This window comes from Rhizobacter sp. P5_C2 (genome assembly GCF_054049715.1).
On record NZ_JBFULV010000049.1, the window covers coordinates 36,841 to 50,667 of the forward strand.

8 protein-coding genes are annotated in these 13,827 nt (G+C 72.7%); all 8 read left to right on the top strand.

Going from position 1 to position 13,827, the window contains the following annotated elements; translation table 11 throughout:
- Window positions 1–34: 34 nt before the first annotated feature.
- Window positions 35–448, top strand: a complete 414-nt coding sequence (locus ACXJLU_RS18780) for a GPW/gp25 family protein (protein ID WP_457333530.1) — start codon at window positions 35–37, stop codon at window positions 446–448.
- Window positions 445–4,188, top strand: coding sequence for a hypothetical protein (locus tag ACXJLU_RS18785; RefSeq protein ID WP_457333532.1), 3,744 nt, complete (start codon window positions 445–447; stop codon window positions 4,186–4,188). The genes ACXJLU_RS18780 and ACXJLU_RS18785 overlap by 4 nt, the downstream gene beginning before the upstream one ends.
- Entirely contained in the window at window positions 4,185–4,988 is an 804-nt protein-coding gene (locus ACXJLU_RS18790) for a hypothetical protein (protein WP_457333534.1), read from the top strand. Before ACXJLU_RS18785 ends, ACXJLU_RS18790 begins: the two co-directional genes overlap by 4 nt.
- Window positions 4,985–7,447 carry a hypothetical protein gene (locus ACXJLU_RS18795; RefSeq protein WP_457333536.1) on the top strand — a complete coding sequence of 821 codons (2,463 nt, stop codon included), beginning with the start codon at window positions 4,985–4,987 and terminating at the stop codon, window positions 7,445–7,447. The genes ACXJLU_RS18790 and ACXJLU_RS18795 overlap by 4 nt, the downstream gene beginning before the upstream one ends.
- A complete protein-coding gene (locus tag ACXJLU_RS18800; protein ID WP_457333538.1) occupies window positions 7,440–9,722 on the top strand; it encodes a contractile injection system tape measure protein in 2,283 nt (760 codons plus the stop codon). Before ACXJLU_RS18795 ends, ACXJLU_RS18800 begins: the two co-directional genes overlap by 8 nt.
- Window positions 9,706–11,073 (top strand): ATP-binding protein, encoded by a 1,368-nt coding sequence (locus tag ACXJLU_RS18805; protein WP_457333540.1) that lies wholly within the window; start codon window positions 9,706–9,708, stop codon window positions 11,071–11,073. The genes ACXJLU_RS18800 and ACXJLU_RS18805 overlap by 17 nt, the downstream gene beginning before the upstream one ends.
- Entirely contained in the window at window positions 11,073–13,502 is a 2,430-nt protein-coding gene (locus tag ACXJLU_RS18810; RefSeq protein WP_457333542.1) for a hypothetical protein, read from the top strand. The genes ACXJLU_RS18805 and ACXJLU_RS18810 overlap by 1 nt, the downstream gene beginning before the upstream one ends.
- A 170-nt stretch (window positions 13,503–13,672) precedes the next feature.
- Window positions 13,673–13,827 (top strand): transposase (locus ACXJLU_RS18815; RefSeq protein ID WP_457332459.1); only part of this gene is annotated, 155 nt, incomplete at its 3' end.

Genomic DNA, 13,827 nt, shown 5'->3' on the forward strand with positions numbered 1-13,827 from the left:
CGCTACTTAACCCACGAAGAACGGAGACCCCACGATGGCCCGACCCCCTTCCTTCATCGGCACCGGCTGGGGCTTCCCGCCGGGCTTCGACGACCGCCAGCTCGGTGCGCTGATGGTCGACCACGCGCAGGACATCGAGGAGAGCCTGCACATCCTGCTGTCGACCCGGCCTGGCGAACGGGCGATGCACCCCGCCTACGGCTGCGACCTGCGCCGCATGGTCTTCGAGCAGATGGACACCGGCACGCTGGCCGAGATCCGCGATCTGGTCGAGCGCGCCGTGCGGGTGCACGAGCCGCGCATCGTGCTGCACGAGGTGCAGACCGGCACCGAGGGGCTGGTCGAAGGCGTGCTGCGCCTGCAGCTCGTCTACACCATCCGCCGCAGCAACGACCGGCGCAACTGGGTCTACCCGTTCTACCTGGGCGAGTCGGGAGCGAGGTCATGAGTGACGGCACCGACTCCACCCGCGGCACCGCCCAGCACCAGCGCCTGCCGCCCCTGCTCGGCGACGCGCCCTTCGGCGTCGACGAAGCAGGCCTTGCGCAGCGCATCGCGATGGCAGCCGCCCTCGCCCGCCGCATGCCCTTCGTCGACCTGGCTGGCCGCGAGAGCGGCCGCTGGGAGCGCCTCTTCGAGGGCGACGAATCGCTGGTGCTCGCGCGCATCGCCGCCTTCGACCTCGATGCCTTGCAGCGCGCGATCGTGCGCGACCTGCACGCCTCGCCCGAGCGCGCCGCGCTGCGCGTGACGATGCTGGCCCGCGCCATCGACCACTGGTGGAAGGTGCTGGCCGGCAGCGAAGAAGCCGCGGCCCGCGCCGTGCGCGAGGAGATCGAGCACACCATCGCGCGCCGCCTGAGCGACGACCTGGAATGGCTCGAGCGGCGCTTCGGCGCGCGGCGCTGGAACGGCCGCCCCGTCACCGCGGGCCTGCAAGACCTGTCGCCGATGTGGCGCGAGCCCGCGGCGTTGTTCGACCAGGCGCTGCCCGAGCAGGAGACGCTGCGCGGCATCGGCTTCGCGTTCCTCGGCGCGATCGGCCGGCTGCAATCGCTCGCCGCTGAGCGGCTGGACGAATCGCTGGCCACCGGCCGCCACGAGCCCGCCGCCGCGCTGCTGATGACCTTCTTCGAGCTGTTCGGCTCGGTGCAGCAGCGGGTGAACCGCTTCGCGTCGCGCCACGTCGATTTCTACTACCGCGATTGCCTCGGGCTGCGCCCCGCCGCGGCGCAGCCCGGGCTGCTGCACCTGGTGTGCCGGCGCGATGCCAACACCGAAGCACCGCTCGAGTTGCCCGAGGGCACGTTGTTCGAGGCCGGCAAGGACGCCGCCCGGCAGACCATCGAGTTCCGCAGCCTGCGCGCGGTCACGCTCACGCCGGCCCGGGTGGCGGCGCTGTACACGCTGCGGGTGGAGCGCGATCCGCTGATCTCGCCGGAGCGCGACCTCGGTTTCGCGACGCGCATCAAGGCGGCGCAGGTGACGGCGGGTCAGCCCAACCAGCCGCTGTTCGGCGGCAGCGCGTCATCGAGCGCAGAGGATGCCCGGCTGGGCCTGGCGGTCGCCTCCGCCGCGCTCGCGCTGGCCGAGGGCGAGCGGGAGATCTGCATGCAGCTGCGTGTCGCGCCGGCCGATGGCGGGCGGCCGCTCGCCGAGCTGGTCGACGACATCGCCAATGCCGCCGATGCCGAGGGCCTGCGCTCCGCCTTCGGCCGCCTGTTCGTGCGCTGGCTGATCTCCGGCGAGCCGCTGGCAGACGACGCGTTGGCCCGGCTGCGCGCCGCCGCCGCGCGGCTGCTCGGCCCCCGCAGTGGCGATGCGGTGAGCCCCGCTCATCCGCTGCACCTGCTGTTCGGCGAAGGCCAGCCCGAGCGCGAGCTGCTGTTCGGCCGGCTCGTCAACGGCGGCCTCGAGCTGCACCTCAGCGCCGCCGATGGGTGGTGGACGCCCGACGCCTGCGACATCAGCCCCACGGCGGAGGGCGGCTTGCAGATCGCCATCCGGCTGCGCCAGGACGACCCGGCCATCGTCGATTGCGACCCGGCGGTGCACGGCGCGGAGTGGACGCTGCCGCTGCCGGTGCTGCGCCTGGAGCTCGGCACCCGCGGCCGCATGTGCGGCTTCTCGCTGCTGGGCGGGCTGGCGCTGCAAGAGGTCACGCTGCAGGTGAAGGCCAGCGGCGTGCGCGACCTGCTGCTGCAGAACGAGCTCGGGCGGCTCGACGCGCGGCGCGCCTTCCAGCCCTTCGGCCCCTTGCCCACGCTGACCTCGGGCCTGGTCTTCGGTTCGCCGGAACTCGCGCGCAAGCAACTGCGGGCGCTGACGGTGCACGTCGAATGGAACGGCCTGCCGACCGTCGCCGGCGGCTTCGACACCTGGTACGAGGGCTACGCGCCCGCCTACGTGCCGGGCCGGCCCGCGGTGCGGCTGGCCATCCTGCGTGAAGGCCAGTGGCAGCCGGGTGCGGACGCTGCCGTGCCGCTGTTCGTGGCCTCGGGCGTGCCACCGCGCCTGCTGTCCGGCCACACGATCGCGTTCGACCCGGCGGCGGTGCGCAAGCACACCCGCGCCCACCCGCCCGAGCCGCTGGACGGTCCGCGCGTGCAGGGCGGCCTGTTCCGCCTGCAGTTGTGCGAGCCCGAGGGCGCGTTCGGCCACGCCGCCCACCCGATCGTGCTGGCCGATGCGCTGACCCGGCAGGCCCGGCTGCGGCGGACGGTGCCGCGCCCGAACCCGCCGTACACGCCGAGCTTCGAGCAGTTGTCGCTCTCGTACGAGGCCTTCGACAGCGTGCGGCTGGACCAGGCCCAGCCACAGGCCGGCCACGGCGAGCACGGCGCGCAGCTGTTCCACCTGCGTCCCTTCGGCCTGCAGGCGCTACACCCCGCCGCGGCCGGCACGCCACCCGGGCTGCTGCCGCAGCTGGACCACGAGGGCAGCCTGCTGCTCGGCATCGCCGCCGATTCACTGCGCGGCCCGCTCACGCTGCTGTTCCACCTGCATGCGGCGAATGCCGCGGATCCCGTCGGCGCTTCGGTACCCCGGCGCACGCACTGGTCGTTCCTGATGCACGACAGCTGGCATCCGCTGGCGCCCGGCCGGGTGCTGGAAGACACCACCAGCGGCTTCCTGAAGACCGGCACCGTCACGCTGGAGCTGCCAGCCGGGCTGACCCGCGACCACCGCGTGATGCCCGCCGGCCTGCACTGGCTGCGGCTGTCTGCCGACGGCGGCTTCGAGAATTTCGCGAGCCTGGTGTCAGTGCAGGCGCAGGCGCTGCGGGCCGTGCGCGTGCTGCCGCAGGCCGAGAGCGAAGCAACCATGGAGGCCGTCACGTCGGTGGCCGCGGTCGAGCCGCGCCGCTCGGTGCCTGGCCTGGCCGGCGTCGCACCGGGCGACGCCGTCACCGGCGGCCGACCCGCGCAAAGCACTGCTGCCTTCCGAGCGAGCGCCGGGGAACGCCTCCGCCACAAGGGGCGTGCCAGCCTCGCGTGGGACTTCGAGCGGCTGGTGCTCGACCGCTTTCCGCAGGTTGCCAAGGCCCGGTGCCTGAGCGCCCGGCAACTCGGCGGCGAGCCCGGCCGCACCACCGTCGTCGTGGTACCGCACGGCACGCGCAACGTGCACGACGAAGCCACCGCGGCGCCACGCCTCGATGCTGACCAGCTGGAAGAGATCCGCGCCTTCCTGGCGCAACGCATGTCGCCGTGGGCCACGCTGCGCGTGCGCAACCCGGCCTGGGAGCGCATCCAGGTGCGCTGCATCGTGCAGCCGCTGCGCGGGGTGCATGAGGGCGTGCTGCTGCGGCGCGTCGAGCGCGCGATCGTCGACCACCTGTCGCCGTGGATGGACGGCGGCTGCGAACTGCGCTTCGACTGGCTGCTGCGCTGCGACGACGTGCTGGCGCAGTTGCGCGCGCTGGAAGGCGTGGCGGCGGTGTCGCGCCTGTCGCTGCTGCGCGTGGCCTGCGACGACGATCGTCGCCACGCCCTTGCCGACACCGCACGCCGCGCCGACGGCGACAGCCCGGTGCTGCGGGCCACGCAACCCTGGAGCCTCGCGCTGCCGCTGCCGCGGCACCTCGTTTCGGTCCACGGCGATCCCGAGGCTCCGGCCACGCCGGCCGCCGGCATCCGCGAACTGGCGATCGGCAGCACCTTCATCGTCGGAGGCACCGCGCCATGACCGTCCGCAACCGCGACACCCTGCGCAGCTTCTTCGGGGCCGGCATGCTGCCGACGCAAGACCATTTCGGCGACCTCGTCGACTCGATGCTCAACATGAGCGACGAGGGCTTTCGCAAGTCGGCAGAGAACGGCGTCGAGGTGTCGACGCCCGCCGGCTACGACGCGCTGGTGAGCTTCTTTCGCGAGCAGAACCAGCGCACCGCCCTCTGGTCGATCGCCTATGGCGGCGAGCAGGACCAGCTCGCTTTCCGCCCTGGCGCGGTGACCGGCCGGCGCGGCCAGGCCGCCGCGCCGCCGGTGCTCTCGCTCGACCCGCGTGGCCGCGTGGGCATCGGCACCACCGAGCCGCGGCAGGCGCTGGAGGTGGCGGGCGTGATCGCCAGCGAAGGCCGCATCGGCCGCTATGCCGCGCCTTCGCTGCCGCCGCCGGTGGCCGATGGCGAGTGGCATGACCTCACCGGCCCGCTCGAAGCCTGCCAGGCCTTCGAGGTGGTGGCCGGCGCGGGGCGCGTGGGCGGCGGCCGCTTTGCGCTGATGCACGCCACCGCGCTGAACGCCTACAACCCGCGGCCGGGCTGGCTCGACCTGATCGGCCTGCGCCGGCGCATCCACGCCCAGCACATGTGGTACGGCCGCCGCTGCGACCAGATCCAGCTGCGCTGGACCGGCAGCAGCGGGCGCCAGGCGAGCTACCGGCTGCAGGTGCGCACGCGTTGCGACTACGGCGGCGACGTGCCGATCCGGGCCAGCCTGACGCGGCTCTGGTTCGACGACGAGCCGAAGGCGAACGGAACATGAAGCCATTGCCCTTGCCAGAAACCCTGCCGCGCCGCCGGCGCGATGCGCCGCCTTCGGCCTACACCCGCCTGCGCGCAGAGGGCCTGCAGCGCCTGCAGCGCAGCACCGGCGAGCGCTGGACCGACCACAACCTGCACGACCCCGGCATCACGCTGCTCGAACACCTGTGCTTCGCGCTCGCCGACCTGGAGTACCGGGCGGGTTTTCCGGTGCACGACCACCTGACCGGGCCCGATGGCCGCATCGACCACGAGGCGCTCTCGCTGCACCGGCCCGAGGCGGTGTTCCCCTGCCGCGCGACGACGGCGCCCGATTACCGCCGGCTGCTCCTCGATGCCGTGCCCGGCCTCGACGAGGCGACGCTCACGCCCGCGGGCACGCTGGCCGGCGTGCATCGGCTGACGCTGAAGCTCACCGCCGACCACGCCGAGCTACCCGCGCGCCGCATCGCCGCGGCGCGGGCCGCCTGGCGACGCGAGCGCAACCTGTGCGAAGACCTCGACGACGCGGTGAGCCAGGTGCGAGAGCAGCCGCTGGAGCTGCTGGGTGCGATCGAGCTGGCCGGCCCCCGCGACGCGGTGGAGGTGCTGGCCGAGGTCTACGACCGCTGTGCACGCTTCATCGCCTGCGCGCCGCAGGGCATCGGCCTGGAGCAGGCGCTGCGCGACGGCATGGCGCTCGAGCAGTTCTTCAGCGGGCCGCGCATGCAGCGCGGGCGCTTGATCCACGACGATGGCGCGGCGGGGTCGGACGTGCTGTTTCTGTCGGACCTGTCGGCGCTGGTGCAGGCGATCGACGGCGTGGCGCGCGTTCGGCTGGATGCCTTGCGCCAACCCGGCACCGTGGGCGCCACCAGCGTGCCGTGGCGCGGGCCCGGCTGGGCGCAGTCCCTGCGCGTGCCTGACGGCAGCGATGCCGGCCATGATTTCCCCGCCTTGAGCGTGGTACGCGCCGGCAGCGCGGTCGCCATCGACCCCCAGGCACTGCGCCTGCGCTACGCCGACCTGCGCGCCGGAGATGCCGGCCTCGGCCCGCGCACCGGCATCGCGGCGCCGCTGCCGCAGGGCGTGCATCGCAAGCCCTCGGGCTACCGATCGGTGCAGCTGGATTTCCCGGTCGTCTACGGCCTGGGCCGCGAGGGCCTGCCCGCCGGGGCCTCGATGCAGACGCGGGCGCGGGTGCGGCAGTTCAAGGCCTACCTGCGGCTGTTCGACCAGGCCCTGGCCGACGGCATGGCGCAGGTCGGGCACCTGGCCGCGCTGTTCTCGATCGATACGGGCTCGAACCGCAGCTACTGGCACCAGGACGTGAGCGGTGCCGGCGAAGCGCCCTTCGATGCACCCACCGCCGCCGTGCTGGACGACGTGCACCAGCCCTTCGAGCACCCACCGGCCCGCAAGCGCCGGGCGCTTGCGCACCTGCTGGCGCTGCACGGCGTGACGCTCTCGCAGGACGGCATGCGCCAGTTCGCGCCGCACCTGGACGCCGACGAGCAGGACGCCTGGCTGCTGCAGAACCTGGCGGCCTGGCTGCGCGATGTGGTGGCGCTCGGCCGCGACCGCGCCGGCGGCTTCGACTACAGCCGGCCGCTGTGGGCGAACAGCGCCGACGCTGAGGCGGACAACACACCGAACCTGCTGCGCCGCCTGAGCCTGCTGCTGGGCTTCCGCAACACGGCGGCGCGACCGCTGGCGCGCGCGCTGCTGCCGCGGCGCCTGGTGATCGTCGATAGCGCGGGCGCCGACGCCAAGGCGCCGGCCGTGAGCCCGCGTCCGGTCGCACCCCCTGCCCGCGCCCCCAGCGTGGACGAGTGGCGCCACGACATGCGCCGCATGCTGCCGCTGCACGGCGGCCAGCTGCCGCCAGCGCTGCTGCGCGCCGGGCTGCGGCGCGAGCACTACGGGCTCGTCTCGGTGGGCGGATCGGCGCAGCGCCTGCTGCTCGGCCCCGACGAGAACGGCTGGTGGTGGACGCTCGGCCACTACACCGACGCAGCCCGCGCGGCACGCGCCGCGGACAGCCTGCGCCGCTTCCTGCTGCGGGTCGAAGACGACTGCGACGGCCTGCACCTGGTCGAGCACCTGCTGCTGCGACCGGCCAGCGCGACCGCGCGCCCCGCCCACCACCTCGCACTGCGCCTGACGGCCGTGTTCCCGGCCTGGACCTCGCGCACCCGCGACGCGGCCTTCCGCAGCTTCGCCCGCGAGACCCTGGAAGCCGCCTGCCCGGCCCACCTCGTCGCCGAATGCCGCTGGCTGTCGTTCGACGAGATGTGCCGCTTCGAAGACGACTTCGCGCAGTGGGCCGAGCTCAAGCAAAGCAGCTGCCGGGCACTGGACGCGCAAGGCGCGGTGCCGGCGGATCTCGTGGCGGCGCTGGACGCCGCCGCTGCCCGCGTCGAGGCGCACATCGTTGCGCCGCCCGCCGACCTCACCCCCACCGGAGACCGCCATGGCTGAGCGCCACTTCCTTGCCGCGCTGGAACTCGAGGTCGACTTCGCGCGCTTTCCACAGACGCTGCCGGACGAGGCCGCCGCCGAGCAGTTGCTCGCCGATTTCGCGTGCGGCCCGATGGCGCGCGTCGTCGACAGCGCCTTCGACGACGCGGTGCCGGCCGACGAGACCTGGCGGCTCGACACGCTGCAGCTCGACCTCGGCGACATCGTCGTGGAGGAAGGCCGCGACTGGTCTGCCGCCGTGGCCGATGCCTTCGCGCGCAGCCTGGCCCGCCACCTGGCCGAACTGCGCGAGGCGCCGGAGGGCGGCGCGCAGGCGGGCCACCCGCGGCCGGTGGCGCACCGGCGGGCGCAGCTGGAGCAGCTACTGTTCTTCCTGCGCCACGGCCACATGCCCTGGTATGCACGTGGGCGGTTCGCCGCGGAGCCGCGCGCGCTCGGGCAGGCCTTGCTTCAGCAGGATGCGCGCGGCCTCGCGGCCGCGTTGCGCGCCTCGCCCGACCGCGCGTTGCTGCTGCGCCGGCTCGCCACGCAGTTCGAGGCCGACTGGTTGCAGGCCCTCGTGCAGGCGCTGCTGCCCGACGAGCCGGCGGCCGCGTGGCGGGTGCTGCGGGCGCTGCGCGAGGCCTCGCCGACGGGTCGGGCGGAGGGCGTGGACGCCGACGCCGAGCTGTGGGAGGCGGCACTCGAAGGCGTCTTCGCGCGTGCGTCCGGCGCGGCAGTGCCGCCCGAGCGCGCCGTGATGCGCCTGCAGCTGAAGCGCGCGCTGGACGCCGGTGCCGCGCTCGACGACGCATCGCTGAGCCGCACCGTGGCGGCCTGGCGCGGGCTGCTGCGCGAAGACCGTGCGTGGCTGCGTTCGATCCTGCAACGGCATGGTGGCGCGCCCGCCTTGCAGCGCCGCCTCGTGCGCCTGCTGCCGACCGGGCTGCTGGCGCAGGTGGCGGGTCTGTGGCTCGACGGCCGTCGCTCGCAGGCGCTGGCCGGCTGGATCGCCGCGGTGGCCGGCAAGGCACCGGCCCGGCCGGCCCAAGCGGCCGACGACGTTCACCGGGTGCTGTGGGAAGCGACCCTGCTCCAGCTGTGGGCCGACCGCGGCGAAGCGGCTTTCGACGGGCACCGCTTTGCACGCGAGGTGCGCGAACGCGCGGGCCTGCAGGGGCCGGGGGATGTGCGGGACGACGCGTTGCTGGCCGGCACGCGGCCTTCGGTGGCAGACCTCGACGCCGAACGCTGGGCCCGCCTGCGCCAGCGGCCCGACGAGATGCGCGAGGCCCTGCGGCGCGCCGTCCGCGAAGGCGATGCCGCCCGCATCGTGCAGCAGTGGCCGGATGCGCTGCTGCTGGAGGCGGCCGGCCTGCAATGGCCCGACGCCCGCCCCTGGCTCGCCGCGGCCATCGCGAGCCCCACGCACGATGCCGCCACCCGCGCGCGGCGCTGGGTGCACACGCTGGAGCGGGCGTGCTCGGGCCGGGCGGGCACGGCCTTCGACCCGGACGCCTACGTCGAAGACCTCGTCCACGAGGAAGCCCGGCACGCCGGCATCGAGCCCGACGAGGCCGCACGCCGCTGGAGCGACGAGATGCAGGCCCCCGCGGCCGAGGCGGCCTGGGTCGAGCGCATCGTCAACGCAGAGGTGGCACCGCAACCCGCGCGTTCGTTCGCGCGCAAGGTCGCCGACACGGTCGCGTCGCTTGCCTCGTCGATGGGCAAGCGCCTGGGGCGCCTGTGGTCGACGCCGCTCCCAGAGTCCGCGCAGGACGCTGCCCCCTCCATCGAAGTCGACAACGCCGGCCTGGTGCTGCTCGGGCGCTGGATGCCGCCGCTGTTCTCCCGCCTCGGCCTGCTGCAGGACGACGGCCACTTCACCGGCGACGCGGCGCGCGCCAGGGCCGTGCACCTGCTGCAGTTCGCCGTCGACGGGCTGGACGAGCCGGCAGCGGAGTCGCGCCTCGTGCTCAACAAGCTGTTCTGCGGCCTCCCGCCCCGCATGGCAATCGACCGGCGCTTCGCGGCCACGGCGCAGGAACGTGCGGTCGTGCAAGAGCTGCTCGGCGCGGCCCTCAGCCACTGGAGCGCGCTCGGCGGCACCAGCGTGGCCGGGCTGCGCGAGACCTTCCTTCAACGCGGCGGGCGTCTGGAGCGCGGGGCCGAGGGCGGCTGGTCTCTCGCCGTCGAGCCGGGGCCGGTCGACATGCTGCTCGACACGCTGCCGTGGGGCTACAGCCTGCAGAAGCTCACCTGGATGGAGGAGATGCTGCATGTCAGCTGGAGATGAACCGGGCGCGGCCGCCGAGGCGAATGCGCGCGCCCTCGAACGCGAGCTGGACTGGTTCCAGCGCGTGCTGAACGCGCGCCTCGAACACCACCTCGAGGACGTGCAGCAGCCGCTGGATCTCGCCGGGCTGGCGGCGCCGGATCTTTCCGGCGACCCCTCGCCCTACGCCGCCCTGCAGCGCGAATGCGGCCTGGGGCTGGAAGAGCGGCTCGTGCTGCTGCTCGCGCTCGCGCCGGCGCTGCGGCCCGAGGCGCTCGACCTGCTGCTGGCGCGCAACCCGAACCTCGACCGCGGCTTCTGCGAGTTCGGTGGCCGAAAAGGCGGTGTGCACGGCGGCTTCCTGCCGACGCTGGAGACGGCGGCCTTCCTCGTCGCCGGCGCCGACTTGGCCCAACGCTTCCGGCTGCGCGCGATGTTCGACGACAGCCACCCGTTCCGGCGCTGCGATGTGCTGCAACTCGACCGGGCGATGCCCGGGGATCCGCCGCTCGCCGCGAGCCTGGGTGTGAGCAGCGAGACGCTCGACCGCGTCACCACCGGCGCGCGCCACAAACCCGACTTCAGCAGCGACTTCCCCGCCCGGCTGATCACCACCCGGCTCGGCTGGGACGACCTGGTGCTCGACGACGACGTGCTCGACGAGGTGCTGACGCTCGAAGCCTGGATGCGTCACGGCCAGCGCATCCTCGACGACTGGGGCCTCGGCGGGGCCCTCAAGCCGGGCTACCGCAGCCTGTTCTACGGCCCGCCGGGAACCGGCAAGACGCTGACCGCGACGCTGGTCGGCCAGGCCGTGGGGGCCGACGTCTACCGCATCGACCTGTCGATGGTCGTCTCGAAGTACATCGGCGAGACCGAGAAGAACCTCGCGAAGGTGTTCGACCTGGCGCAGAACCGGCGCTGGATCCTGTTCTTCGACGAGGCCGACGCGCTCTTCGGCAAGCGCACCGCGACGTCCAGCTCGAACGACCGGCACGCGAACCAGGAGGTGTCATACCTGTTGCAGCGGGTCGAGGACTTCCCGGGCACCGTGATCCTCGCCACCAACCTGCGCGCCAACATCGACGAGGCGTTTGCGCGGCGCTTCCAGTCGATGGTGCATTTTCCGATGCCCGACGCGGCGCAGCGCCTGCGCCTGTGGGCCGGGATGCTGGGCGCGGCCGGGCGCGAGATCGCCGAGGCCGAGCTCGCGCTACTCGCGCAGGCGCACGAACTCGCCGGCGGTGCGATCGCCAACGCCGTCAGGTTCGGCGCCCTCAGCGCGCTGCAGTCGGGGCGCTCCGCCCTGTCGATCGACGACCTGCGCCGCGGCGTCGCCAAGGAACTTCGCAAGGAAGGACGGATTCCGTGATGGACAAGCGTCGACCCTCGAGCACCCGGCGCCCCGGCTGCGAACCTTGCCGGCATGCGCGCCGGCTGGCCGGCCTGCTGCTGGTTGCCGCGCTGCTGGCCGCGGCCGGTGGGCACGGCGATCCAGCGCGTGGTGAGGCGCAAGGGGTGGCGCGCGTGTCGGACCCGCCACCGGCGCAGAACACGGCGGCTTCGGCGGCCACGCCCGCCTCGGCACCGCTGCTGTTGCTGAGAACCGTCGCCTTGCGTTCGGCGCGCCGCGGGGAGGCCTACAAGCCGCTGCGGCTGGTGGACGCTTCCGTCTCGCCGCACCAGGTCCGGCTCGAGGGCGTGCTGCCCGCCGGCATGGCGCTCGGCGAAGACGGCTTGTTGCGCGGCGCGCCGGAACGCACCGGCCTGTACGACTTCCGCATCGAAGTGGTCGACGATGCGTCACGCCGGCTGGCTCAGCAGGCCTATGCCTTGCGGGTCGTGTCGGTGGCTCGCCCGGCAGCTCGCGCCGCTTCCGCGCCCGCGCCGGCGGCCTCGCCGGTGCTGCGCAGCCTCGGGTCCGACGAGGCTGAAGCCACCACCGACCTGCACCGCGAAACGCCCATCAGCTATTTGCTGACCGGCGACGAGCTCAAGACATGGCTGGGGGCGCCGGACGATGCGCCACCCGCGACATCCGCGCCGGAAGCCACCGCCGTGGCCGTGGCGGCGGAACCTGCCGACGCCGGCGCCAGTGCCCCCGTCCTCGTCGACATCGCACAGGCTGCCGCCCTGCGCCCCACGGTCGAGCAGTTGAAGGCGCAACTGGCGCCGCTTGCCGATGTGGAGTTTCCGACCCGGCCGCTGTTCGAACAGGCGATCTTGGCCGGGCGTTGCGAGTACTACCGCGCCCACGTCGAGCAGCAGTCACACAAGCGCGGCCTGGCCCATGACCTGAGCTGCCCGCCCGCACCGTCGCCGGGCCCGGTGCCGCCGGGACATGTAAGCCTGACCCAGTTCTACGACGCACTGCTCCCGGCGGATATCCAGGCCCAGCTCGTTACGCTCGCTGAAAAACGGCACCCGCTCGAGGACGCCAGGCCGCTGCTGCTGCAGAGCGTCCCGTGCGGCTGCAATGAGGCGCGCCCTTATGAAACGGTCTATGGCCTGATGCCGTTCTGGCTGGCCACCGAGGCACCACAACTGATCGACTTCGGGCTGTTCAGCCGCATCGGCTTCATGGGGGCGATGCTCAAGGACGACGGCAGCCTGAGCGCCCCCACCGGCTGGAACAGCAGCCGGTCCGGCGGATTCGCCCGCGCGGCCCGGCAGCACGGCTCCGACCTCGACCTCGTCATCTACCGGCGCGACTGGCCTGCCTTGCTGGACCTGCCGCAGGCGCGGCTGGAGGAGTTCGTCCGCACCGCGGCACGCAATGCGGTGCTGATGGTCGAAGCTCGTTTCGAGGACGCGCGCTCGAACTGGCTGGAACCCTTGCTGATGCCGGCTTGGCGCGAGCGCGAGCAGGTGTACGGCGGGCTCACGCTGTTCTTCGACGATGCCTCGGTCGGGCCGTCGCGACAGCGCGCGTTCAAGCGCTTCCATCGGAATTTCACGCTGCAGCTGATTGCAGAGATGGCGGCGGTCGGGCGCAGGTACCACCTCAACCTCGTCGTGCCCGGCGCCAGGCTCGGGGACGAAGACAGTGCCTACGGCTTCCAGCAACTGGCCGATTACATGGAGAGCGCGCAGCCCAAGCCGAGCAATGACAACGCCGATCTGGCCACCCGCCAGCGCTACCGCGGCCGCACCGACATCTCGGTGCACTACCTGGTGATGCTCAGCGCGCCGACGGCCTCAAGCAAGTTCGAGTTGCGTCGACGCGTCGACCACACGCCGTACCTGCGAGGCTATGGCCGGGTGGCTTTCCTGCAGGGCGTGATCCCGGTGTTGTTCGGCGCTCGTTCGGACAAACCTCTGCCTGTTTCGCCGGACCGGATGCAGCAGACCTCGGACGACATCGCCTATGCCCAATGGAACTTCGGCGGCGCCGGCATGTGGCCCACCCCGGTGCAGGGAATGGGCCAGGGCACGGCCTTGGAGGACGTGCTCGCAGCCAGCTTCGAGCCCTCCCGGAGCACGGGATTCGACCTCTGCCGCATCGCCTGCCCGAACCGGTTGCTGCTGCGCCTGCTGCTGGAATCCACGCTGACGATCGACCTGCTGGCGACCCTCGCCTATGCGTGGAGCTGCCGCATCCGTCGCGCGCTCGGYGCTCGCCTGCTGCTAGTCATGTGGGGCGCCGGCTTGGTGACGCTGGTGGCCAGTTGCGTCTTCTTCAGCTGCGATCCCCTGTTCGGCGAACTGCGAGCCAGCAACGTTCCTCTCTACACGCTGATTCTTCTTCTGTGCGTGGCGGGAGCGGTGGTGACATTGCGACCCCGGGTCGAGGCACCTTAGAAGAACTCCGCCGCCGCGTCGGCGCCATCGGCATTGCCTCTGAGTTCGACGCCATCTGGCATGTAGGCGGCGTGCTGGGACGCGAGCTTTTGATCAGCGCTTCCCTAGTCTTACTGTGTCATTAAAATCGTGGCACGATACGCAACTCTTCATTCTTCAGACGAGGAACGATGGGTGCGAGCGAACGGTTTGACGAGTACATGGAGCACCTGGCGCAAGGTCTGGGGCATTCGGACCGCCATGCGGGGCTCAAGGGGTATTGCACGGGGCTGATGCTGCCGCTGTCGCGCAAGAGCGTGGAGCCGATGGCCGCGCGGGTGGATCC

Excerpts from the sequence above, each read along its gene's own strand:
- ACXJLU_RS18780 (WP_457333530.1), top strand. The coding sequence starts at position 35 with ATGGCCCGACCCCCTTCCTTCATCGGCACCGGCTGGGGCTTCCCGCCG.
- ACXJLU_RS18785 (WP_457333532.1), top strand. The coding sequence starts at position 445 with ATGAGTGACGGCACCGACTCCACCCGCGGCACCGCCCAGCACCAGCGC.
- ACXJLU_RS18790 (WP_457333534.1), top strand. The coding sequence starts at position 4,185 with ATGACCGTCCGCAACCGCGACACCCTGCGCAGCTTCTTCGGGGCCGGC.
- ACXJLU_RS18795 (WP_457333536.1), top strand. The coding sequence starts at position 4,985 with ATGAAGCCATTGCCCTTGCCAGAAACCCTGCCGCGCCGCCGGCGCGAT.
- ACXJLU_RS18800 (WP_457333538.1), top strand. The coding sequence starts at position 7,440 with ATGGCTGAGCGCCACTTCCTTGCCGCGCTGGAACTCGAGGTCGACTTC.
- ACXJLU_RS18805 (WP_457333540.1), top strand. The coding sequence starts at position 9,706 with ATGTCAGCTGGAGATGAACCGGGCGCGGCCGCCGAGGCGAATGCGCGC.